The organism is Maricaulis sp. (genome assembly GCF_030149425.1).
GTDB lineage: Bacteria > Pseudomonadota > Alphaproteobacteria > Caulobacterales > Maricaulaceae > Maricaulis.
Genome location: NZ_JASBRQ010000042.1, coordinates 15,030 through 34,961 on the forward strand (window position 1 = coordinate 15,030; position 19,932 = coordinate 34,961).

Sequence of the window (19,932 nt, forward strand, 5' to 3'; positions counted from 1 at the left end):
GCCGAGCGCAAGACGGGGGCCGGCGCTTCCCTCGCAGCGCAAGTTTGCCTAACCTTCCGCGCCACGGACGCGGATAGCGCGCAGGGGAGAAAATGATGGCCCAAGACGGCGACCAGCCGCCCAGCCCGAACTATGGTGGCTTTCAGAACGAGATCTATTTCAACGGCCTGCAAGGTGTGGTCCCGGAATTCCCGGTCGACTTCGAGGATCTGGTCGCGCGCGCCCAGGCCGCCCTACCACCGCATGTTCTCTCCTATGTCCAGGGTGGCTGCGGGGATGAGCTGACCCAGGACCGCAATGCCTCGGCGTTTGCCCATTGGGGCATGGTGCCGCGCATGCTGGTGGATTGCGCCCAGCGCGATCTCTCCATCGATCTGTTCGGCGACACCCTGCCCAGCCCCGCCTTCATGGCCCCGATCGGCGTCAATGGTATCTGCACCCAGGACGGCCATGGCGATATCGCCTGTGCCAAGGCCTCGGCGCTGTCCGGCGTGCCCTTTGTGGCTTCGACCCTGGCCAATGATCCGCTCGAAGAGGTGATCCAGCACTGCGGCGATGTCCCCGCCTATTTCCAGCTCTACACGCCAAAAAACCGGGAACTGGCGCAAAGCCTGATCTCGCGGGCGGAAAATGCCGGCTACAAGGCCATCGTGGTGACGCTGGACACCTGGGTGACCGGCTGGCGGCCACGCGATCTCAAGACCGCGAACTTTCCGCAATTGCGCGGCCATGTGCTGGAGAATTATTTCTGCGACCCGGTGTTTCGCAGCCTACTCGCGGCCCCGCCGGAGGACGACCTGCAATCCGCGATCCTGACCTGGGCCGGCGTGTTCGGCGAGGTCCTGACCTGGGAGCATATCCCCTGGCTGCGCGAGAGCACCAAGCTTCCCATCGTCCTCAAGGGCATTTGTCATGAAGAGGACGCCCGCAAGGCCGCCGATATGGGCATTGATGCGATCTATTGCTCCAATCATGGCGGCCGTCAGGCCAATGGCGGGATCGGCGCGATCGATATGCTGCCCGCCGTGGTCAAAGGTGCCGGCGACACCCCGGTCTGGTTCGACAGCGGCATCCGCTCCGGTTCGGACATGATCAAGGCGATTGCTCTCGGCGCCAGCGCGGTTGGCGTCGGCAGGCCCTACACCTATGGCCTCGCCCTGGGCGGTGCCGAAGGCGCAGCGCACGTGCTCAAATGCATCCTCGCGGAAGCCGATCTGATGATGGCCGTGAACGGCTATCCAAGCTTGGCGCAGGTGCGCACGGAGGGGGCGCAGCGGGTCGGGTAACGCCCCTCATCCCGGCATGAGCGGCAAGTCGAGAATCGCCCGCAAGCCGCCTTCCGGACGATTGCTCAGGACCAGCGCCCCGCCATGATAGAGCGCAACATCGCGCGCCACCGTCAGGCCAAGCCCGGCCCCACCTGTTGAGCGATTGCGGGAGGCCTCGCCGCGCTGGAACGGCTCCATCAGACGATCGAAATCGGCCTCGGGAATGCCCGGACCATCATCATCGACGCAAAGCGCCAACCGGTCGCCCTCGACGCGTAATGTCACCGCAGCCATGCCGCCGTATTTCTGTGCATTGCCGATCAGATTGGTGATCGCCCGGCGCAGCTTCATCTGATCGCCCTGGACCCAGACCGGCGCGCTGTCCGTGTCAAAGCTTGCCGGGCCGGACAAGGCCGCCTCCTCTGCGCAGGCGCGGGCCAGCTCCGCCATATCCAGACGCTCTGACTGTCTTTGCTGGCGAGAATGGCTGTAATCGATGACATCGGCGATCATGGCCTCCATGCGCTCGATATCCTCCACCATGCGGTCGCGTGCAGCTGGCGGAGCTTGTTCCGCGCGCAATCGCAGCCCGGTCAGTGGTGTGCGTAAATCATGCGCCATGGCGGCCACGATGCGTTCGCGGTCGGCCAGTTGCGCATCCAAGCGGTCGCGCAGATCGTCGATCGCCTGTGCGACGGCCTGCACTTCCTTGGTCCCGCCTACCGACGAGCCGGACAGATCACGACTGCCGGAGGCTAGCACCTGTCGCGCCAACTCCCGCAAGGGCCTCGCGGTAAGATTGGCTGCGAACCAGGCCAGGGGCATCAGCACAACGAGCGTAGCGATGAAAATGAAGACCAGGCGCAATCGCCAGCCCGACCAGAAAGTCGCCTGCTCCCCAATAACGACCCAACTGCCATCAACGCGCTGATAGGCCGCCAGCATATAGGGCAGAGGCGTGTTCTCCAGCGCAACGACCATCTCCGGCTCGATATTGGCGGCCTGGGGCAAACCTTCATAGTCGAGCAGCCTGGGCAGGCCGTGATGGACATCATGTTGCTGCACCAGCTCGATGCGTGTGTTGCGGATAAAGACGATCTGCACCCTGTCCGGCGCGACGTCCAGACGCTGCGACCAGATCGCTTCAAGGGTTTCATCGCGGCGCCCGGCCGGGGGCTGGGACTGTTCGGACACGGGAATGTCGAGCGCCTCGGCCAGCGTCATGTCCGCGACAATCGCCGAGGCCTGTTGCAGAGACAATTGCGCCAGGCTGGGGGTTGGCGTTGTGACCAGCGCGATGATATTGGCCGCCTGGACGAGCAGCGCTGTCAGGCCGATCAGCAGCATGGCCTGAACAAAGGCGGAGGTCGGGCGCTTGATCATGCCTGCACCTTGGCCGTGAAGCGATAACCCTCGCCCCGCACGGTGGCGATCAAGCGATCACCATCCGGGCTGAGCTTGCCGCGGATCCGGCTCACCGCCAGATCAATGGCGCGATCGAAGGCTTCGGCGTCGCGTCCGCGTGCCAGGTCGAGCAATTGATTACGCGTCAGGATCCGGCCCGGCCGTTCCAGGAAAGCCGTGAGAATGGACATATCGCCGGCGGTCAGAGCGGTCTCCTTACCGTCCGGACCGGTCAGAATGCGGGTTTCATAATCCAGCTTCCAATTGTCGAAGCGATAAATGCGGCCGGCCTCGACCGAGGTGTCCTTGCGCCGCCGCAGCAAGGCGCGCACCCGGGCCAGCAATTCGCGCGGCTCGAAGGGTTTGGCCAGATAATCTGAAGCGCCGATCTCCAGACCGACGATGCGGTCCGTGGTCTCGCCAAGCGCGCTCAGCACCAGAATCGGCGGCCCGTCATCGCCGAGACGCCGGCAGACGGACAGCCCGTCCTCGCCCGGCATCATGATGTCGAGCACAAGGAGATCGCAGTGCCCCTGTTGCAGGAATTCATCCATCTGCGCGGCGCTCTCTGCCGTGGTCGTCGCAAAGCCGTGATGGCCCAGATACTCGCTAACCGCGTCGCGGATACTGGCGTCATCATCGACGATAAGAATGTGAGCCGTCTCAGTCATTTCCGCTCTTTCGCAGACTTTTGTATCCCGATTATGTCCGAGTTTTTCCGGGCAATACAAACCGGACATAAGGCGGGTAAACCCGGCCCCTAGCTTCATCCTCAGCAATCACGCCACGAGGAGATCAACATGCAAATCCCGTCCACCCGTCCGGCCCTGTCCCGCCTGCGCAAGACACTCTTGGTCGGTGCCGCCGTCATGCTCACCAGCCTGGCCCCGGCCGCGACGCTGGCCGCCAGCCAGGACACGCGGCCGCAAATCCAGCGCGAGGCCGATATCCCCCGCAGCGAATACCGCCTGCCCGACGTGCCCAGCGTCCTGATCCTGGAGACCCCGGAGGCGCTCGCCCCCCTGCGCGAGGCGCTCGATGCGGATGTCAGCGCCATCCTCGACGGTTGTGAGATCAGCGATATCGCAACGCGGCGCACCCTGCTGCGCCACCGGCTGCGCATTGCCCTGTCCGGGGGCGACTGGGAGCGGGCACTGGCGACCATTGAAGACCTGCGCGCGCTTGAAGACAGCGCCGCGGAAAAGGCCGCCGTGAGTTATCAGGAAGCCGCCTTCGCCCGCGCCGCGATCGAGACCGGAACCGGCGATGCGGGCGATCCCCGCTTTCAGGCAGCCTACCGCCGCACGCTGACGCAGCAGCTGGCCGTGATGGATGTCTCGGTCTCCGGCGCAGCCCTGCGAGGGGCCAAGAACTCCGCCGAGATCGTCACTCCGGCCCTGCTGCGCGGCGGGCTGGAAGGGGCCCTCGACCCGAATGCCCAGGCCCAGGGCCTGGTGGTCGGACGCGGGATGATTTCCGTCCTGCTGGCCAATCGCCAGCTTGTCGAATTCCTGCCGCTCAATCCGATCACTGCCGACGTCATTGGTGCACGCCTCGCCGAGGAACAGCCCGAGACCGTGGATCTGTGGAGCCAGCGCCTGGTCGACCTCTCCGATGCCGGTGAACTGACCCCGGTGACCGTCGGCATCTGGGATAGCGGCACCGATGTGTCGCTGTTCGGGGATCGCGTCTGGGTCAATCCGCGCGAAAGCCTCAATGGTCGTGATGATGATGGCAATGGGTTCGTCGATGACGTCAACGGTATCGGCTTTGCTCCGGGCTGGACGCCCTCGACCGGCGTGTTGCGCCCGGTCCCGCAGGAGGATGTCGACGTGCTCGACCAGGCGCTGCTGCTGGTCAAAGGCGCTCGCGACATGCATCTCGGGCTCGATAGCGAGGAAGCCGCCCTGTTCCGCCGCACCATGGCCAGCCTCGAGGCCGATGAATACCAGGGCTTCCAGCTGCGCCTGCAGCGTATGGGGCTTTATATCCACGGTACGGCAACCGCCGACATCGCACAGCGCGGCAATCCGGCGGTCCGCCTTCTGCCGGTCCGCTTCGACCAGGCCGTCGGCACGGTTCCCGCGCCCTTTGACGAGGCATCGGCCGAGCAATTTACCGATTATGTCCGCGCCTCGGTGGACTATCTCGACGACGCCGGTGCCCGCGTGGTCAATATGAGCTGGCGTATCACCACGCCGCAGATCGAGGCCTCGCTGGCTTCGGTCGAGCCGGACGCGGATCGCCGGCGCGAGCGCGCTGTGGCGATTTTCGACACCATGAATAACGCCCTGCGCGACGCCTTCGCAGCCAAGCCGCACATGCTGTTTGTCGCCGGTGCCGGCAATGAGAACGAGGATGTCGAGTTTGTCCGCTCCATGCCCGCCGGCATCAATCTGCCCAATCTGCTCACCGTTGGCGCCGTCGACCAAGCCCTCCGGGACACGCATTTCACCAGCTATGGCGCCTCCATCGACGTCTACGCCAATGGGCAGAACATCCCCAGCCGGGTTCCGGGCGGCCTCACCGTATCGCTGTCCGGCACCTCCATGTCGGCCCCGCAGGTGACCAATCTGGCCGCCATGATCTGGGCCCTGCAACCCGAGCTCAGCGTTGCCGAGGTGCGCGAAATGATCCTCGCCAACGCCACCGCAGAAGGCGATCAGCCCCTGCCGGTCATCTCCCACGCCGCGACCCTGGCCGGAATGATCGACTAGGGCCTGGCCTGATCTGGCCTTGCCTGATCTGAACCCAAGCTCACCCCTCATCCCGCCTACAGCACGGGATGAGGGGTTTTGTTTTGCGCTTCCTGCCGATCCCGGCCGCCGTGATAACCGGGCATGGCACCTCAAATCCCACCGCGGATCGCCGCACGATTTCCGCCCGAATTCGCCCGAACCAGGCTCCAGAAACCGGCCCGCAACCCATAGTAATCGCTGGACTTTCAGTCTTGAACTGCACCCAAATCCGTGCAGGTTTCCCGGCCTGACAAATCCGGAGTGAAACCGTGTACCAGCTTGTTCTCAGTGCCGCTGCCGCGCTTGCGCAAGGCGACGCCGCCCATGCCTGCAATCAATACCAAGCCGCAATCGCCCCGCTCGACGGGACGTCCATTCTGTGCGGTATCGGTCTGCGCGACGGCAATATCGTCCAGCTGCGAGCGGATGGCGCCTTCGAGGTCATTGCCGAGGCGCCGGACGGGCCGGAGGGGGCGGACCGTTTCTGGGTGATGAAACCGGCAAGCTGGAACAAATGGCTGCTCGGCATTGAGGGCTATTCCCGCTCCTTTCTCTACACCATCGGCTTTGAGCCGGGTAAGGGTGTGGGTGAACCGGACTATTGGTGGTTCAACCGGGCCCCGTGCGGTGAGAACGGCGCCGAGCATGTCTTCAACGAATATGATCGCTACAGCGGTCATCTCCTGGCCGCCTATCGCTCAACCGGTCTGATCACGGTTTGCGCCATCGAGGTCCAGGGCGGCGGTGTCAGCACCTTCACGCTGGAGCAGGACGATTATATCGGCCCCCTCGCCGACCTGTCGGTCGAGTGGCGTTTTTGCGGTGAAGACGGCGGCGATGGCGGCCCCGCCCTGTTGTGTTTCAGCGTTCTGGGCCCGGATGGCGATGAATGGCTGCGCTATGACCACCCCTATGCGCAGTACTGAGCCGAAATTCTGTCACCGGATGTGACGAGGTCCCCCGGATGACCGCTGTGCGGCCACCGGGGGATAGCGTTTGGAATTACACCCCGGTCGGCTCACGCGCCGTGGGGTTGATACGGCGATGGTGTTTCATCGAAAGTCTCCCTTCCACATCCATCAAGACAAGGGTTCTCGCCCGCACGGCTTGCGGCCGCGCGAGAGGAGAGGATGTGCGGGATGCCGGCCGTGCCGGAATCTCAATGTGTTTAAGTGCGTGGCATGATCTGACATCCCGCACGCGGAGTTTTCCCGGAGCGTCTCCGCCCCGTATCCAACCGGGAAGGTAAAGACAGTCGCTTAGTGCCGCCCGGACCTTCCCGACGCCCTGCCGGAGATGAATACGCGTCACCGCACCCACCGCGGACAGGCTCCGCTGGCGCCCGGGCCCTGATGACGTGGCCACGGCCTCTCATCCCGGGAGCTGAGGGGGATTATCGCCTGGCTGAACCGGGCGCGGATAACTTTCCCCTCATCCCAAACTTGATTTGGGACCTCGAGAGGACGCGCTCGATGGCGCCGGGGTCCCGGATCAAGCCCGGGATGAGGGGTTTAAGTTCTGATGTTGCTGCACATTTTCCCCCGGATTTATTCCGGGGCTTGGGGGAGACGAAGACGTCGATGACTCCCGGAGCCGCCAGCGCCAAGAGTCATCAACGCCGGGATAACGCCGGGCCCCGACATGAAGTCGGGGAAAGCGGTGGACGTTGGGGCGCTCCCCCCCCATCCAGGAGACCCAAGTCGCACAACTGCGCCTTTTCTCGTGTCTTTGCCCGCGGCCGACGATAGTCTGGCCCGGCCAGTTCCGGGGAAATCCGTATGATCCAGTCCGCCCTCGCCGCTATCGGCCTTATTGCCAGCGTCCTCGTTCAGACGCCAGACCCGGTCAGCACGGAGGTACAGCCGCGCCGGCTGATGGCGCTGGAGGGCGGGGCTGCGCAGGAAGTGATCGCGCAGGCGCGCAGGGAAGTCTGCGGTGATGGGCCGTGCGATTATGTGTTTGCCAATGCCGCCGAGATTGCCGGCCGCATGTGCTGGAATGATGCTGAGGCCGGCCAGACCTATTGCCGTGATGCCGTTGCCGGCACCGTTGTCGAGGCCTGCGAGGCCGGGCCGGACGGGGCGCTCTATGACTGCGGGATGGTGGAGATGATGGAAGGCACGATCAGCGAGGCCCTGGCCGATGATCCGCGCCTGACCGCCGGTGAGTTGCGCTGGTTCAGCGCGGACCGCGGCGGTGATGCGATTTATGACATCAACCAATCCGCCTATTGCGCCCAACCGCCAGAGGGCGCCTGCACGCGGATATACAATATCGGCGTGGTCTCGCGCGCAAACGCCAGCGCCTACAGCTTGATTTTCGAACATTGCTGGGATGACACCGCCAGCAACCTGGCCCAGTGCCGGCAGGCGATGGTCGAGGTGGAGCACTAACGCGCCTCACGCTGGCCCGCACAAATCCGGACCAGCATGACTGATCTGCGCCTGGCCCTAGGGGAAACTGGGTCAGCGGTCGCATTTTGCAGCGACGACAGCAGGAAATTCTAGAAGGAGGAATGGTGCCTAGGGGCGGATTCGAACCACCGACACGCGGATTTTCAATCCGCTGCTCTACCAACTGAGCTACCCAGGCACTGGTCCGGCTGCGACCGTGGTCGCCATCGGAGAGCGCGGTTTATACGGTGCAGATCGGGCTCTGTCCACGGCTTGCACAGCACAAGCTGTAAGCTTTTGCAGTTAACCCCTATTCCTCGTTTCTCTTGTCATAGGGATTGTCATCGGCCTGATCGGCCGGTTCGCCCGGAATGGCATAGCTATCGCTCATCCATTTGCCCAGATCGAGGTCGGCGCAGCGCTTGGAGCAAAAGGGTTTGAAGTCGTCATCGGCCGGGGCGCGGCAGATCGGGCATTTGAATTTGGCCATGAAAAACTCCTAGGCGCGTTTGACGGCGCAGCGATCGCGGGCAAGGCCGTCACGTTCGGCCAGCTCAAAGCGCGGCCCGATGCGTTCGGTCAGCGCCTCGCGCCAGCCGATCGTATCGGCCTCAAGCCAGGCAAAGACCTCCGGGGCCACCTCCAGCACCTGCCGCTTGCCGCGATCATGGCTGGCCTCGCGCTCGAGCCGGCGCAGGGCGTCAATGGCGCAGGTTTCCACCGAGCGGGCGCCGCTGTCATCGAGAAGGACTTCCCCCAGCGCACGGCCACGGCGCTGGCGGGCCAGCTCACCGACGCAGAACTGCGACAGCGGGGCGACATCGACCTTGGCGCGGTCGCGCTTGAATGTGCCGCGCAGGGTCTGCTCCACGCTTTTGCGTTCCGGCTGGGCGCGCATATGCACGAAATCGATGGCGATAATCCCGCCCAGACCACGCAGGCGGATCTGCCGGGCGGCTTCCTTGGCGGCGGACTGGTTGAGTTGCTGGGACAGTTTTTGTGCCCCGCCGGGCGCCTTGCGGCCATCGGCATCGACATCGATCACGGTCATGGCGCGGGTCTGCTCGATATAGAGCGAGCCGCCGCCGGGGATCGGCACGCGCGTGTCGAGCGCCTCGTCAAAGGCCGCGTCGAGGTCGAACTCGGTTTCATCCGCCCACACCGCCTCGGCATCCCCATGGGCGCGGACCAGACGCTGGGCCAGGATCGGAGCCGGGTCAAGGCATTCCGGGGCCTCGCCCTCCTCGACCTCGACCAAGGCCAGATTGGCGCCCTTTTCGGCATAGGCTTCGCGGGCAATACGCACCCCGATGGCGAGGCCTTCATGAAAGCCCTTGGGGCGGCCGGCCTTGCCGAAGGGCAAAAAGCCTTCCTCGCCAATGCCGATATCGACAAAGGCGGCATTGAGCGACGGCTCGACGCGCTTGACGCGGCCACGATAAATCTCGCCTTCAATCGCGCGTGTGCCCGCCTCGCTCCAGCGATCAATGTGCAGCTCGGCGATACGGCCATTCTCGACCACAGCGGCGCGGGTCTCGCCAATGCATTCCTCGATGACGATGAGACGGTTCATGCGCTTTCCGCTAGGGCTTGGGCCGTGAGCACCGGATAGCCGGCGCCCTTGAGCAGGTTGACGGTTTCATACAGGGGCAGGCCGACGACGCCGGTATAGGAGCCGATCAGATTGACGATGAAACAACCGGCCCGGCCCTGGATGGCGTAACCGCCGGCCTTGCCCTGCCATTCCAGACTGTCGAGATACGCCTCGAGCTCGGCCTGGCTGAGCGGTTTGAACTTGACCCGGGTTTCCACCAGGCGAGAGGTCAGCTGCCCGTCCGGCGCTTTCAGGGCGATACCGGTATGAACCCGGTGCGAGCGCCCCGACATCAATCGCAGGCAGCGCTCGGCCTCGGCGCGTTCTTCCGTCTTGGGCAGGATGCGGCGCCCGACGCCGACCACGGTATCAGCGGCCAGCACATAGGCGTCATCGCCACCAGGATGGGCGGCGGCCTTTTCCTGCGCCAGGCGCAGGGCGAGCGGCCCCGGCAATTCGCCAGGGATTTCGCTCTCATCGATATGCGTGGGTTCGATCGCATCAGGCGCCAGTCCGGCGCCGGTCAGGAGATCGCGGCGGCGCGGCGAGGCGCTCGCCAGAACAAGGCGTGGGCGGGGATGGGCCATCAGGGCCTCCGACATCGCGCAATCACGCCAGGCTCGTCTTACTTGAAGCGATAGGTGATCCGGCCCTTGGTCAGATCATACGGCGTCATCTCCACGAGGACCTTGTCACCCGCCAGAACGCGGATGCGGTTCTTGCGCATCTTGCCCGCCGTGTGGGCAATGATCTCGTGGTCGTTTTCAAGCTTCACCCGGAAGGTTGCGTTCGGAAGCAATTCCGTCACCTCGCCGGGAAACTCCAATAACTCTTCTTTCGCCATGCGGCTCCACTTTCATATGCAAAACAGGATTGTGAGTCGGCCAGAGCCGCTCAGCGCGGCGTATATAGTCCCCTCACCCCCATAAAGTCGAGGGTTGATGGGTGTGATTAGCCCATATTCCAGCTGGCAATGCGCGATTTGATTGCTTCGCGGGTGTCCCGATAGGCGTTCAGCCGGTCCTCGCGCGAGCCCGGCGTCTCGCTCGGATCGGGGATCGGCCAGGCCTGGAACAAGGCCCCGGTCTCCTGGGCATATTCCCGCGCGGTGCGGTCGGCCGCCGTGGACAGGGAGATGACAACATCGGCCGGCGGGTCTCCGACACCGCGCAGGGCGATGGGCGAGAAGTCTTCCAGATCGATGCCGACCTCCTGCATCACCGTGACGGTGAAACCATCGACAAAGGCCGCCGGGATCACCCCGCAGGAGCGCGCATACGCGTCATCGCCATGGGCCAGGCGCCACAACCCCTCACCCATGGGCGAGCGGATGGCATTGCGGCCGCAGACAAACAGGACGGAGGGCGCGCTCACGTGGCGGCCCGCCGGTGCAGGGCGCAGATCAGGGTGAAGAGACGGCGCGAAGTGTCGAAATCGACCTCGATCTTGCCCGACAGGCGGTCGCGCAACAGGCTGGAGCCCTCATTATGAACGCCGCGGCGGCCCATATCGATGGCCTCGATCTGGGCTAGCGGGGCGTCGCGAACAGCCTCGTAATAGCTTTCGCAGATCAGGAAGTAATCCTTGATGATACGGCGCAGCGGCCCCAGCGCGAAGACAAAGGCGTGCACCGGGCTGTCATCCTCCTGGCGCACATCGAAGACCAGGCGATCATCCTCGATGGCCAGACGCAGGGCAAACGGCCCCTCGCCTTCCGCACTCGGTTTGAAACGATTGCCCTCGAGCAGGTCGGCGATCGCTACACGCCGTTCGTGATCGGCATTGACGTCGCCCGGCCCCATGCTCGGAGCGTCAAGATCGATACGGACAATGCGGTGGGTTTCGCTCATACCCTTCAGGTCTCTTGTTCGGGCTCTTGGCCAGTTTCATGAGCCGGACGGCTGGCCGCCGGCCAAGGCTCGCTGACATCGACCATAACCGCATCGATACACTCCACGCGCAAGCGCAACTCACCGCCGCCCGAGAAAATCATGACGATTTCCCCCGCCGGCTCGTCGCGGCCTTCAAAGGCGATGGAGAGCAGGTTGACCACGGCGTCTTGCGCGCCCTGGCGGATATTTTGCGACCGGGCCTCGCTGACCTGGGCGAATTGCAACCCGGTGCGGACACGCTGTTTGCGTCCGCCCGCCTCCCAGCGATAGCGGTTCAGTGCCAGGGTAAATTCGCGCTTGCGGCGGGAAAACTCGAAATCGCCCAGCTGCGCGATCGCGTCCTGCAGGGCGGCGCTGATGGGCTGAAGGTCGTCCGGGTCGACCGCGCTCAGGCGCAGCGGCTGAAACGGTTTAGGCAAGACCTGGCCCCTTTCTTTGCGGTCCGCTAGTCGGAGAGACGCTGGATCTTGGCCCCGCACTTGGTGAGCTTTTCTTCCAGGCGTTCGAATCCCCGATCGAGATGATAGACCCGGTTGACCACGGTTTCCCCTTCCGCGGCAAGCCCTGCGATAACCAGACTGACCGATGCGCGCAGATCCGTCGCCATTACCGGAGCGCCGACCAGCTTGTCGACGCCGCGAACAATCGCCTCATTGCCGTGCACCGAGATGTCCGCGCCCAGCCGCGCCAATTCCGGCGCGTGCATGAAACGGTTCTCGAAAATCGTTTCGCGCACCACCGAAGTGCCTTCCGCGGTTGCCATGAAGGCCATGAATTGCGCCTGGGCGTCGGTCGGGAAGCCCGGATAGGGCTGGGTTTCAATGTCCACGCCCCGGATGGTCGAGCCATTACGCGCCACGCGCACCCCGCCTTCGACCGCTTCCGCGGTTGCGCCGGCATCATTGATCGCCCGCCAGAGCACTTTGTTATGCTCCCAACGCGCACCCTTGAGGACGACATCGCCGCCGGCCGCCGCCACGGCCAGGGCATAGGTGGCGGTTTCGATACGGTCGGCCACCACCGGATGGGTGACGCCGTTCAGCCGGTCCCGGCCCTGCACCCGGATGGTGCTGGTGCCGGCGCCTTCCACTTCAGCGCCCATGGCGGTCAGGCAATCGGCCAGGTCGGCGATTTCCGGCTCGCGGGCGGCATTGTCGATCACGCTCTCACCGCGCGCCAGCGAGGCGGCCAGCATGGCGTGTTCAGTGGCACCGACCGAGGCAAAGGGCAGCTCGATCTCGCCGCCGACCAGGCCGCCCTTGGGCGCGGTGGCTTCGACATAGCCCTCTGACAGTTCAATCTGCGCCCCCAGCGCCTCGAGCGCCTTGAGGTGAAGATCCACCGGGCGGGCCCCGATCGCGCAGCCGCCGGGGAGCGAGACTTTGGCCCGGCCTTCGCGGGCGACCAGCGGACCGAGCACGTTGAAGGTCGCGCGCATTTTGCGCACCAGGTCATAGGGTGCGTAGGTATCGGTAATCGCCGCGGCATGCAGCTGCATCTGTGAGCCCGGCCCCTCTTCAACCGCCACGCCAAGGCGTGCCAGGAGATGCGCCATGAAGCGGCTGTCGGCGAGACGCGGCATCGATGTCAGCGCCACTTTCTCGTCGGTCAGCAGGGCCGCCGCCATCAATTTCAGCGCCGAGTTCTTGGCGCCGCTAATGCCGATTTCACCGTGCAGGCGGGCCCCGCCCTCAATGACGATCCGATCCATGAAAACTCCCCAATACAGATGCGGCGCGTATGAGGCGGCGCGAAGCGGGCGGGATTATGACTGCTCTGGGGAATTTTCCGAGCCGTCATCCGCAGCATCTGCCGCATTTTCGTCACGGCGCGGCGCCTTGCGGCGGCGCAGATTGGCGCGCAGGGCTTCAGCCAGGCGCTCTTCCTTGCTCAAACGCTCTTGTTTTGCAGGCTTGCGGCGGTCTGCCGGAGGGGTGTCAGATGCATCTGTCATGTAATTGGTCATGTCGAACGCAGCTCTTCACGTCAAGACGCTCTTGGCGGCGCCGCGAGCTTGGGTTATACGCCCGGTCCTGATTTCGCGATCACGCGAACCGGCGCCGCGGTAGCTCAGTGGTAGAGCGCACCCTTGGTAAGGGTGAGGCCGAGAGTTCAATTCTCTCTCGCGGCACCATTTCTCTTCCCGTCATTGCTGTGCACACCTGCTCTCGGGCCGGCTTCACCCATGATGGTCACGTTTGTAGTCCCAATGAGCCCGTTCAAATTTCAGTATGGGCCAAAGGTCAGCATCCCCGCCTGCTAGACGTCAAAGCTCCACTTCTCTACTCTCCTCACCAGACAGGGATCCGGGGGGATTTTCATAATGGCAGGCGATGGCGTTCGCGCGCTTGGTGCGCTGATTGTGGCTGCCGGGCTTGGGCTCGGGGCAGCGAAGGCAGCGCCTTATCTGCCATGGGCCCAGACCGGTCCGGAGCAATCAGCGGAACTGGTCTACACCATTATCAACATGACCGAGGATTATGACGCCCTCGCCCGCTGTCCGCTGGATATCGACGAGGCGCGCAGCGCCGCAGAGGCCGGCCTCGCCCGGCGCCCGGTCAAACCGGTCTATAGCCCGATCGCCGATGGGCCGGGGGTGCTGGTGCATGAAGTTGCAGCGATATCGGCGCCAGATACCGCGTCCTGCCAGTGGACCAGCCAGGCCCGCTATGGCGGCGGCGTCACCGCGCCGGTTTCAGATCGACACGGCCGCCCCTATTCCAGTCTCGCCCGGGCGAGCCGCGATATCGCGCTGGACTAGACGCGCTCGCCGCCAAACCAAAAACTAGCTGGTCAAGCTCCGGGTTTAGAGTATGGTTTTGCAACCAACTCCAATCTCCAGCCCATGCTGAGGACTGACGCGCGGGCTGTTTCCGGGGACGCCATCGCTTGGCTGATATCTGGGTTACATATGCCTTTTACGGGCTTGGCTTTTTCGCCTTCGGACTGGCCGTCACCGTGCGCGCCATGGCCTTCCCGCACTCCCAGGTGCGCAGCCGCTTCCTTGCGCTCGGCGTCTTCGGACTGATTCACGGCGTGTTCGAGTGGATGGTCCTGTCCAATCTTGCCGTCGGCACATCGCTATCCCTTGAAGTGCTGATGGGCACCGCTGCGCTGTCCTTTATCGCCTTAGGGTATTTTGTCCTCAACAGCCTCGATCTCAGCATTCGTCATTGCCTGCTGGCCCTGGGCGGACTGACAGCAGTGTGGGCTTTCGCCGCGCTCCTGCCGCATAGCGATGGCGGCTTGGAGGCCCTGACCCGGTGGGGCTTTGCGGTCCCGGTCTCTGCGGGATGTGCCTATGTCCTGCTCACGGGCAAGGCGGTACAAACCACCACCACGCGCGGACGCTGGGCCGCCCGCGCCGGGGCGGCCGTTTTCGCCACTTATGCCGTATTGCAGCTTTTCACCTCACCGGCCGAGTTCTTCCCGGCCAATGTGCTCAACACCGCCAGCTTCGAAGCCATCACCGGACTGTCTGTGCTGATTTCGCGCACCGCCGTGGCACTCGGCATGGGCGCGGCGGTGCTTGTCCTGCTGCAGGCCTTTGACCAGACCATGCGGGAAAACGCCCAGGCCAGTGCCAAGCGGGCTGCTGAACTGAGCCGCGCAATGCTGCGCTCAGTCTTCCAGCTGGCGCCGGTCGGTCTGGCCATCAACCGGATCCGCGATGACGCGCTTCTGGAGGGAAATGCCGCGCTGACCGAACCGTCCGGCTACACGATCGAGGAGCTCAAGGCGCTTCCGGTCTCGAAGCTGATGCCGGAAGAATACTACTCCCAGCGCAGCGCCATTATCGACGCGTTGAAACGCACAGGTGGCTTCGGACCGGAGGAGATTGAATACCGGCGCAAGGATGGAAGCTGCTACCCGGTCCGCGTTCAGGGCGTCGCGGTGAAGGATGAGACCGGTGAGGGCCTCGTCCTGTCTGTCGTGCAGGACATCACCCGCGAAAAACTGCGCGAGGCTGAACTGACCCGGCACCGTAATGCAGCGGAAGCGGCAAGCCAGGCCAAGTCGCGCTTCCTGGCCAATATGAGCCATGAAATCCGCACGCCGATGAACGGCATTCTCGGCATGATCGCCATGCTCTCCCGCACCGATCTGGACGACCGCCAGGCCAATATGCTCGGCCTGGTTCGCGATAGTGGCGACACGCTGATGAGCCTGCTCAATGATATTCTCGACTTCTCCCGCATCGAGGCCGATCAGCTGGTCCTCGAACGCGCGCCGGTCGATCTGCGCGCGCTCGGCCAGAGGGCCCTGGAGATGCATGCCATCAAGGCCGACTACAAGGGCGTCGCGGTTCAGCCGCTGGACACCGACGGGCTGGCGCCGAGCTATTGGGGCGACCCGGTCCGTCTCATGCAGATCCTCAACAACCTCGTCTCCAATGCGGTGAAATTCACAGAGAGCGGACATATCGGGTTGAGTATTCGCGCCAGGCCTAGCGGTCCGGACCGCCACCGGCTCGAGCTCAGCGTCGTCGATACGGGGATTGGCATTGAAGAGCCCGATCTTGCCCGCATGTTCGAGCGCTTTACCCAGGCCGATGAGACAACAACCCGGCAGTTCGGCGGCTCCGGGCTGGGTTTGGCGATTGTGCAGGGCCTGGTCGAGGCAATGCAGGGCGAAATCCGCGTCACCTCCACGCCCGGCGCCGGATCGACTTTTACCGTCGAACTGGAGCTTGAAGCGGATGCATCAGCGCCCGTTATCGCCACGCCCCCGCCCGTTGAACGCCCCTCAGCCGGACAAGCCGGGCACGTGCTCGTGGTCGAAGACAATGCGCTTAACCGCGAGGCCATCAAGGCCATGCTGGAAGAAGAGAACTGGACCTTCGAGTTTGCCCATGACGGAGCAGAGGCCCTGCACCGCATCAAGCAGGGCGCCGTCGATGCAATCCTGATGGATTTGCACATGCCGGTGATGAATGGCGAAGATGCGCTGGTTCAGATCCGCGCTTTTGAGACCAGCGCCGAGCGCAACCGCACATCTATTATCGCCTGCACCGCCGACGCCTTCCCGGAAACCCGTGAGCGTTGCTTTGCCCTCGGTTTCGACGAAGTCCTCACCAAGCCGATAGACCCAAACGTACTGGGAGATACCCTGCAGCGCTTCGTCGCTGAACAGGCTTGAACGACCGGTTCGCGCTGAGCCCTGTTACCGGCGCTATCCTCCTCCAGCCGCGCTGATAGTCTCAGGCCAAGCTTGCGAGGAAACCGGGACCAGTCATGCCCTCACCCTTCTTCCCCCCGTTGGAGCCCTTCCGGACCGGCCGGCTGCCGGTCAGCGATGGGCATGAGCTCTACTGGGAACAGGTCGGCCGGCCCGAGGGCACGCCGATTATTATCCTGCATGGCGGTCCGGGGTCCGGCTGTTCAGCAAAATACCGCCAGCTCTTCGACCCGGAGCGCTATTGCATCACCTTGATGGACCAGCGCGGTGCCGGACGCTCGACACCGCACCTGCAGCTGGCGGGCAATACGACCTCCTCGCTCATCGAGGATATCGAGGTCCTGCGGCAGGAACTGGGAATTGAGCGCTGGATTGCTTTTGGCCCCTCCTGGGGGTCGACCCTGGCTCTGGCTTATGCCCAGGCTTATCCCAATTCGGTCTCGGGCCTGGTGGTCGAGGCGGTTTTCCTGGGCACGGATGAAGAATTGGCCTGGTGGCATGATAGCGCCGGAGCTCCGCGCTTTTTCCCCGATGCCTGGGCCGATTTCATCGCCCCGGTGCCACAAGACGCGCGGTCATCGGCGGCGCGGGTGCTGGACTGGTACCTGGATGCGATGCGGGCCGAACAGGCCGACGACTACGCTATCCTCAAACAGCTGGCCGACCCGGCTGTGTCGATTGAAACCCTGCGCCAGTCGGCGCTGTATCGCTGGACCGAGTTTGAAGAGCGCCTGTCCTATCTGGACGTCACAGCCCGCGAAGCCCGGGACGGTTTCGCCGTGCGAGGCTGGGAGTATGTCGCCGCGCATTCGCTGATCGAGGCGCATTACTTCAAGCATAAATGCTTCCTTAAGCCCGATCAGCTGATCCGTGAGGCGGACACGCTCGCGGATATCCCGATGGCGATCCTGCACAGCCGCTACGACATGGTCTGCCCGCCCCGTTCGGCCTTCCGCCTGGCTGCGGCCTGCCCGCACGCCGACTTCCAGCTTGTCGCCTTGAATGGCCACGGCATGACCGATGCCAGCCAACTCGCGCTTAACGGGATTATGGAGCGCCTCGACAAACGTCTCGGCTGAGGCCTAGTCCGGCGCGACCGGCAGCAGGGCATGAATGGCAAGCGCCACATTGCCGCCGGCAAAATCGCCGCCATTGGCGCTGAGCATGATCGCCGTGTCGGCATAGAAGGCCTGCGGGCCGATGACGCCGATATTGCTGGCGCCTTCCGCAACCCCCAGCGCGCCGCCGAACTTGGACGGTTCGCCTGCGATACCGCAGTCAAAGCTCGACGCCCCGGAAATCGCTGCGGTCGTGCGCACGGAAACGCCGAGCAGGATCGCCCGGTCAGGGATCATCGCGCTGGAACTCACGCTCGCGCCCGACAGTGCCGCCAGCTCTTCGGTGATGACGACAGCGCGGGTTTGGGCGCCCTGCGGGTCGGCAGCCAGAACCGCTGCCGGTGCCCCGGCCTGCCACGTCCCGGACTTATAGATCACCGGCGCGCCCTCATCGCGGACATAGGCTTGCCAGCCCGCTTTCGGACTCGCGCTTGACCAATACCCATCGCGGTAAATGGCGATATCGCCCGGCGTCATGTAAGCCCAGTCATCACCGCTCGCATTGGCCGGCAATATCCAGCGCCCGCCCTGGGCCGGTGCTGCGGGCTGGGCACTGAGCGACCGGCTCTCCACACTCAGCTGCACCAGGGCATCGAGGCGCAAAAGCGCTTCATTCACCGTGACGTGCTTTTGTGCCTGGTCAGGCATGACCAGCGGCAAATCCAGTTGGGACGAGGTCTCGGACATCACGCATCTCCATTCAAGCTGGGATCAGCATCACCGCTTTGGGGCAGACGTGGATAAGCTCAAGCGCTATCCATGCGCAGAGCCCGGCCTTGACGGCGCGGCGACAGGCGGATTTTCTCCGCCCAAACAGGCAAAAGGCCAAAGGGGAGATTCCCGGGCATGAACCAAACGCTCCACGCCCTCGCTGCCGGATTTCCGGCGAAAGCCGACACTGATTGGCGCGCCCTGGCGGAAAAGGCCCTGCGCGGCGCCGATTTCGACGCCACTCTGGGCCGAACCACGGCTGACGGGATTGCCCGCGGCGGCACGATGTTTACGCGGCCTGAGAGCAGTGGTGCAGTCGATACCCGCGACAAGGACCTCTTCTTGCCCTGGGGTATGCGTCAGACGCTGGTTGAGGCGACACCGGACAAGGCCAATGCTGCAGCCCTCGACGATCTCATGGGCGGGGTGTCCGAGCTTGAGCTGAGGCTCGATCCCAATGGCCAGACGAGTCTGAAAGCCATTGATATCGACGATATGGACGCGGCGCTGACGGGCGTGGACCTGTCGATCGCACCGGTCCATCTCGACGCCATTCTCGGCCAGGGCACGCATGCCCATACCCTGCTGGCGCTTTATGCAAGGCGGCGGATTGATGGTGAGGGGCTGAAAGGGGGTCTGGGGATCAATCCGATTGGCCGGGCCGCGCGTCAGGGCGTGACGCTGGATCCGGAATGCTTCAACAAGGCCAAGGACTTGGTTGATCTGGCCCAGGCCGCTTTTCCGCAATTGACGATTTTCCGCGCCGACGGGGCCCTCGCCTTTGAGGCCGGCGCCAGTGAGGCGCAGGAACTGGCCATCATGGCGGCCTCTATTGCTGCCTACATGCGGCTGATGGGCGAGACCGGCATGGACGCCAGCGCGGCCGCCCGGGCCATTGAAATCCGCCTCAGCGCCGATGCGGACATTCATCTGACGATGGCAAAACTGCGCGCTGCGCGTCGGATTTTTGCGCGCATCGTGTCCCGTTTCGGTGCCGACGGGGAGGCCTTGCGGGCCGATATTCACGCGGTTACTGCGGGCCGCATGCTGTCCGCGCAAGATCCCTGGACCAATCTGATCCGCAATGCCTGCGCCGGCTTCGCGGCCGCGTCCGGAGGCGCCGATGCGATCACCATCCGGCCGCTGACCGATGCCATTGGCCGGCCCTCGGGATTGGCCCGCCGGGTGGCGCGCAATCTTCACATCCTGCTGGCCGAGGAAAGCCATATCGGCAAGGTCACCGACCCGGCCGCGGGCAGCTATCTGCACGAGACCCTGACGGAGAAGCTGGCGCAATCGGCCTGGGCCCTGTTTCAGGAGATTGAACGCCGGGGTGGCCTGGCCGCGGCCTTTGCCGATGGCTGGCTGCAAGGCGAGATCGCCAAGGCCCGCGAGGCCAAACTCAAGCGCATCGCGGAGGGTGAGGAAATCATTCTCGGCGTCACCCAATACCCGGACCCGGATCCGCGCGCGGTGGAGACGACCGGATCCTGGCCGCATGTCGATGAGCCGGAGGCGGCGCTGAAACCGGTCTTCCTGGCCGCACAGTTCGAGGGAGCGGAGTAATGAGCATGACCCCCGACTTCACCCAGATCGAACTTGGCCCGAACGACAATAGCAATGGCGGCGGTGGCAA

General features: G+C 64.1%; 20 protein-coding genes and 2 tRNA genes. 9 read left to right on the forward strand and 13 right to left on the reverse strand.

All coding sequences use genetic code 11. The features are described from left to right. Nucleotides 1–95: 95 nt before the first annotated feature. The gene (locus Q1V57_RS06470; RefSeq protein ID WP_300528807.1) at nucleotides 96–1,286 is read left to right on the forward strand and encodes an alpha-hydroxy-acid oxidizing protein; all 1,191 of its coding nucleotides are present in this window, start codon (nucleotides 96–98) and stop codon (nucleotides 1,284–1,286) included. A gap of 6 nt (nucleotides 1,287–1,292) precedes the next feature. On the opposite strand, the gene Q1V57_RS06475 is transcribed toward Q1V57_RS06470, so the two are convergent. Further along, nucleotides 1,293–2,651, reverse strand: coding sequence for an ATP-binding protein (locus Q1V57_RS06475; protein ID WP_300528809.1), 1,359 nt, complete (start codon nucleotides 2,649–2,651; stop codon nucleotides 1,293–1,295). Beyond that, complete coding sequence (locus Q1V57_RS06480) at nucleotides 2,648–3,343, reverse strand: response regulator (RefSeq protein ID WP_300528811.1); 696 nt, start codon at nucleotides 3,341–3,343, stop codon at nucleotides 2,648–2,650. The genes Q1V57_RS06475 and Q1V57_RS06480 overlap by 4 nt, the downstream gene beginning before the upstream one ends. A gap of 129 nt (nucleotides 3,344–3,472) precedes the next feature. On the opposite strand from Q1V57_RS06480, the gene Q1V57_RS06485 reads away from it, so the two are divergent. The 3 genes from Q1V57_RS06485 (at nucleotide 3,473) to Q1V57_RS06495 (ending at nucleotide 7,803) form a co-directional block, all read left to right on the forward strand. After that, complete coding sequence (locus tag Q1V57_RS06485; RefSeq protein WP_300528813.1) at nucleotides 3,473–5,389, forward strand: S8 family serine peptidase; 1,917 nt, start codon at nucleotides 3,473–3,475, stop codon at nucleotides 5,387–5,389. A 290-nt stretch (nucleotides 5,390–5,679) separates the two neighbouring features. Further along, a complete protein-coding gene (locus Q1V57_RS06490) occupies nucleotides 5,680–6,336 on the forward strand; it encodes a hypothetical protein (protein ID WP_300528816.1) in 657 nt (218 codons plus the stop codon). Between the two features lie 852 nt (nucleotides 6,337–7,188). Beyond that, complete coding sequence (locus tag Q1V57_RS06495; protein WP_300528819.1) at nucleotides 7,189–7,803, forward strand: hypothetical protein; 615 nt, start codon at nucleotides 7,189–7,191, stop codon at nucleotides 7,801–7,803. Between the two features lie 123 nt (nucleotides 7,804–7,926). On the opposite strand, the gene Q1V57_RS06500 is transcribed toward Q1V57_RS06495, so the two are convergent. The 10 genes from Q1V57_RS06500 to Q1V57_RS06545 form a co-directional block, all read right to left on the reverse strand. Next, nucleotides 7,927–8,002, reverse strand: a tRNA-Phe gene (locus Q1V57_RS06500). Nucleotides 8,003–8,113: 111 nt separating this feature from the next. Further along, nucleotides 8,114–8,293 carry a DNA gyrase inhibitor YacG gene (yacG, locus tag Q1V57_RS06505; protein ID WP_300528821.1) on the reverse strand — a complete coding sequence of 60 codons (180 nt, stop codon included), beginning with the start codon at nucleotides 8,291–8,293 and terminating at the stop codon, nucleotides 8,114–8,116. 9 nt (nucleotides 8,294–8,302) lie between these two features. Continuing rightward, nucleotides 8,303–9,376, reverse strand: coding sequence for a ribonuclease E/G (locus Q1V57_RS06510; protein WP_300528822.1), 1,074 nt, complete (start codon nucleotides 9,374–9,376; stop codon nucleotides 8,303–8,305). Then, on the reverse strand, nucleotides 9,373–9,999 hold the full coding sequence (locus Q1V57_RS06515; protein WP_366145097.1) for a Maf family nucleotide pyrophosphatase: 627 nt from the start codon (nucleotides 9,997–9,999) through the stop codon (nucleotides 9,373–9,375). Before Q1V57_RS06515 ends, Q1V57_RS06510 begins: the two co-directional genes overlap by 4 nt. Nucleotides 10,000–10,022: 23 nt before the next feature. Then, nucleotides 10,023–10,241 carry a translation initiation factor IF-1 gene (gene infA, locus Q1V57_RS06520; RefSeq protein ID WP_019961978.1) on the reverse strand — a complete coding sequence of 73 codons (219 nt, stop codon included), beginning with the start codon at nucleotides 10,239–10,241 and terminating at the stop codon, nucleotides 10,023–10,025. 107 nt (nucleotides 10,242–10,348) lie between these two features. Then, a complete protein-coding gene (locus tag Q1V57_RS06525) occupies nucleotides 10,349–10,771 on the reverse strand; it encodes a low molecular weight phosphatase family protein (protein ID WP_300528835.1) in 423 nt (140 codons plus the stop codon). Further along, nucleotides 10,768–11,247: a UPF0262 family protein gene (locus Q1V57_RS06530; RefSeq protein ID WP_300528838.1), complete on the reverse strand. Its 480-nt coding sequence runs from the start codon at nucleotides 11,245–11,247 to the stop codon at nucleotides 10,768–10,770. The genes Q1V57_RS06525 and Q1V57_RS06530 overlap by 4 nt, the downstream gene beginning before the upstream one ends. A 5-nt stretch (nucleotides 11,248–11,252) precedes the next feature. Next, a complete protein-coding gene (locus Q1V57_RS06535; RefSeq protein ID WP_300528840.1) occupies nucleotides 11,253–11,708 on the reverse strand; it encodes a DUF2948 family protein in 456 nt (151 codons plus the stop codon). 26 nt (nucleotides 11,709–11,734) lie between these two features. Then, a complete protein-coding gene (gene murA / locus Q1V57_RS06540; RefSeq protein WP_300528843.1) occupies nucleotides 11,735–13,000 on the reverse strand; it encodes a UDP-N-acetylglucosamine 1-carboxyvinyltransferase in 1,266 nt (421 codons plus the stop codon). A 54-nt stretch (nucleotides 13,001–13,054) separates the two neighbouring features. Further along, on the reverse strand, nucleotides 13,055–13,243 hold the full coding sequence (locus tag Q1V57_RS06545) for a hypothetical protein (protein ID WP_300528845.1): 189 nt from the start codon (nucleotides 13,241–13,243) through the stop codon (nucleotides 13,055–13,057). Nucleotides 13,244–13,348: 105 nt separating this feature from the next. On the opposite strand from Q1V57_RS06545, the gene Q1V57_RS06550 reads away from it, so the two are divergent. The 4 genes from Q1V57_RS06550 to pip all read left to right on the forward strand — a co-directional run bounded on the left by Q1V57_RS06550 (nucleotide 13,349) and on the right by pip (nucleotide 17,546). Next, nucleotides 13,349–13,423: transfer RNA gene (locus Q1V57_RS06550), tRNA-Thr, on the forward strand. Between the two features lie 189 nt (nucleotides 13,424–13,612). Continuing rightward, on the forward strand, nucleotides 13,613–14,050 hold the full coding sequence (locus Q1V57_RS06555; protein ID WP_300528848.1) for a hypothetical protein: 438 nt from the start codon (nucleotides 13,613–13,615) through the stop codon (nucleotides 14,048–14,050). A gap of 128 nt (nucleotides 14,051–14,178) precedes the next feature. After that, complete coding sequence (locus Q1V57_RS06560) at nucleotides 14,179–16,428, forward strand: ATP-binding protein (RefSeq protein ID WP_300528849.1); 2,250 nt, start codon at nucleotides 14,179–14,181, stop codon at nucleotides 16,426–16,428. A gap of 95 nt (nucleotides 16,429–16,523) precedes the next feature. Then, the gene (pip, locus tag Q1V57_RS06565; protein ID WP_300528850.1) at nucleotides 16,524–17,546 is read left to right on the forward strand and encodes a prolyl aminopeptidase; all 1,023 of its coding nucleotides are present in this window, start codon (nucleotides 16,524–16,526) and stop codon (nucleotides 17,544–17,546) included. Between the two features lie 3 nt (nucleotides 17,547–17,549). Here the strand turns inward: pip and Q1V57_RS06570 are convergent, their stop codons facing one another. Then, the gene (locus Q1V57_RS06570) at nucleotides 17,550–18,272 is read right to left on the reverse strand and encodes a DUF2793 domain-containing protein (protein WP_300528851.1); all 723 of its coding nucleotides are present in this window, start codon (nucleotides 18,270–18,272) and stop codon (nucleotides 17,550–17,552) included. Between the two features lie 159 nt (nucleotides 18,273–18,431). On the opposite strand from Q1V57_RS06570, the gene Q1V57_RS06575 reads away from it, so the two are divergent. Beyond that, complete coding sequence (locus Q1V57_RS06575; protein ID WP_300528852.1) at nucleotides 18,432–19,862, forward strand: methylmalonyl-CoA mutase family protein; 1,431 nt, start codon at nucleotides 18,432–18,434, stop codon at nucleotides 19,860–19,862. Nucleotides 19,863–19,932: the final 70 nt, after the last annotated feature.

Coding starts and splice junctions, on each gene's coding strand:
- Q1V57_RS06470 (WP_300528807.1), top strand. CDS start 96: ATGGCCCAAGACGGCGACCAGCCGCCCAGCCCGAACTATGGTGGCTTT.
- Q1V57_RS06475 (WP_300528809.1), bottom strand. CDS start 2,651: ATGATCAAGCGCCCGACCTCCGCCTTTGTTCAGGCCATGCTGCTGATC.
- Q1V57_RS06480 (WP_300528811.1), bottom strand. CDS start 3,343: ATGACTGAGACGGCTCACATTCTTATCGTCGATGATGACGCCAGTATC.
- Q1V57_RS06485 (WP_300528813.1), top strand. CDS start 3,473: ATGCAAATCCCGTCCACCCGTCCGGCCCTGTCCCGCCTGCGCAAGACA.
- Q1V57_RS06495 (WP_300528819.1), top strand. CDS start 7,189: ATGATCCAGTCCGCCCTCGCCGCTATCGGCCTTATTGCCAGCGTCCTC.
- yacG (WP_300528821.1), bottom strand. CDS start 8,293: ATGGCCAAATTCAAATGCCCGATCTGCCGCGCCCCGGCCGATGACGAC.
- Q1V57_RS06510 (WP_300528822.1), bottom strand. CDS start 9,376: ATGAACCGTCTCATCGTCATCGAGGAATGCATTGGCGAGACCCGCGCC.
- Q1V57_RS06515 (WP_366145097.1), bottom strand. CDS start 9,999: ATGTCGGAGGCCCTGATGGCCCATCCCCGCCCACGCCTTGTTCTGGCG.
- infA (WP_019961978.1), bottom strand. CDS start 10,241: ATGGCGAAAGAAGAGTTATTGGAGTTTCCCGGCGAGGTGACGGAATTG.
- Q1V57_RS06530 (WP_300528838.1), bottom strand. CDS start 11,247: ATGAGCGAAACCCACCGCATTGTCCGTATCGATCTTGACGCTCCGAGC.
- murA (WP_300528843.1), bottom strand. CDS start 13,000: ATGGATCGGATCGTCATTGAGGGCGGGGCCCGCCTGCACGGTGAAATC.
- Q1V57_RS06545 (WP_300528845.1), bottom strand. CDS start 13,243: ATGACAGATGCATCTGACACCCCTCCGGCAGACCGCCGCAAGCCTGCA.
- Q1V57_RS06555 (WP_300528848.1), top strand. CDS start 13,613: ATGGCAGGCGATGGCGTTCGCGCGCTTGGTGCGCTGATTGTGGCTGCC.
- pip (WP_300528850.1), top strand. CDS start 16,524: ATGCCCTCACCCTTCTTCCCCCCGTTGGAGCCCTTCCGGACCGGCCGG.
- Q1V57_RS06570 (WP_300528851.1), bottom strand. CDS start 18,272: ATGTCCGAGACCTCGTCCCAACTGGATTTGCCGCTGGTCATGCCTGAC.
- Q1V57_RS06575 (WP_300528852.1), top strand. CDS start 18,432: ATGAACCAAACGCTCCACGCCCTCGCTGCCGGATTTCCGGCGAAAGCC.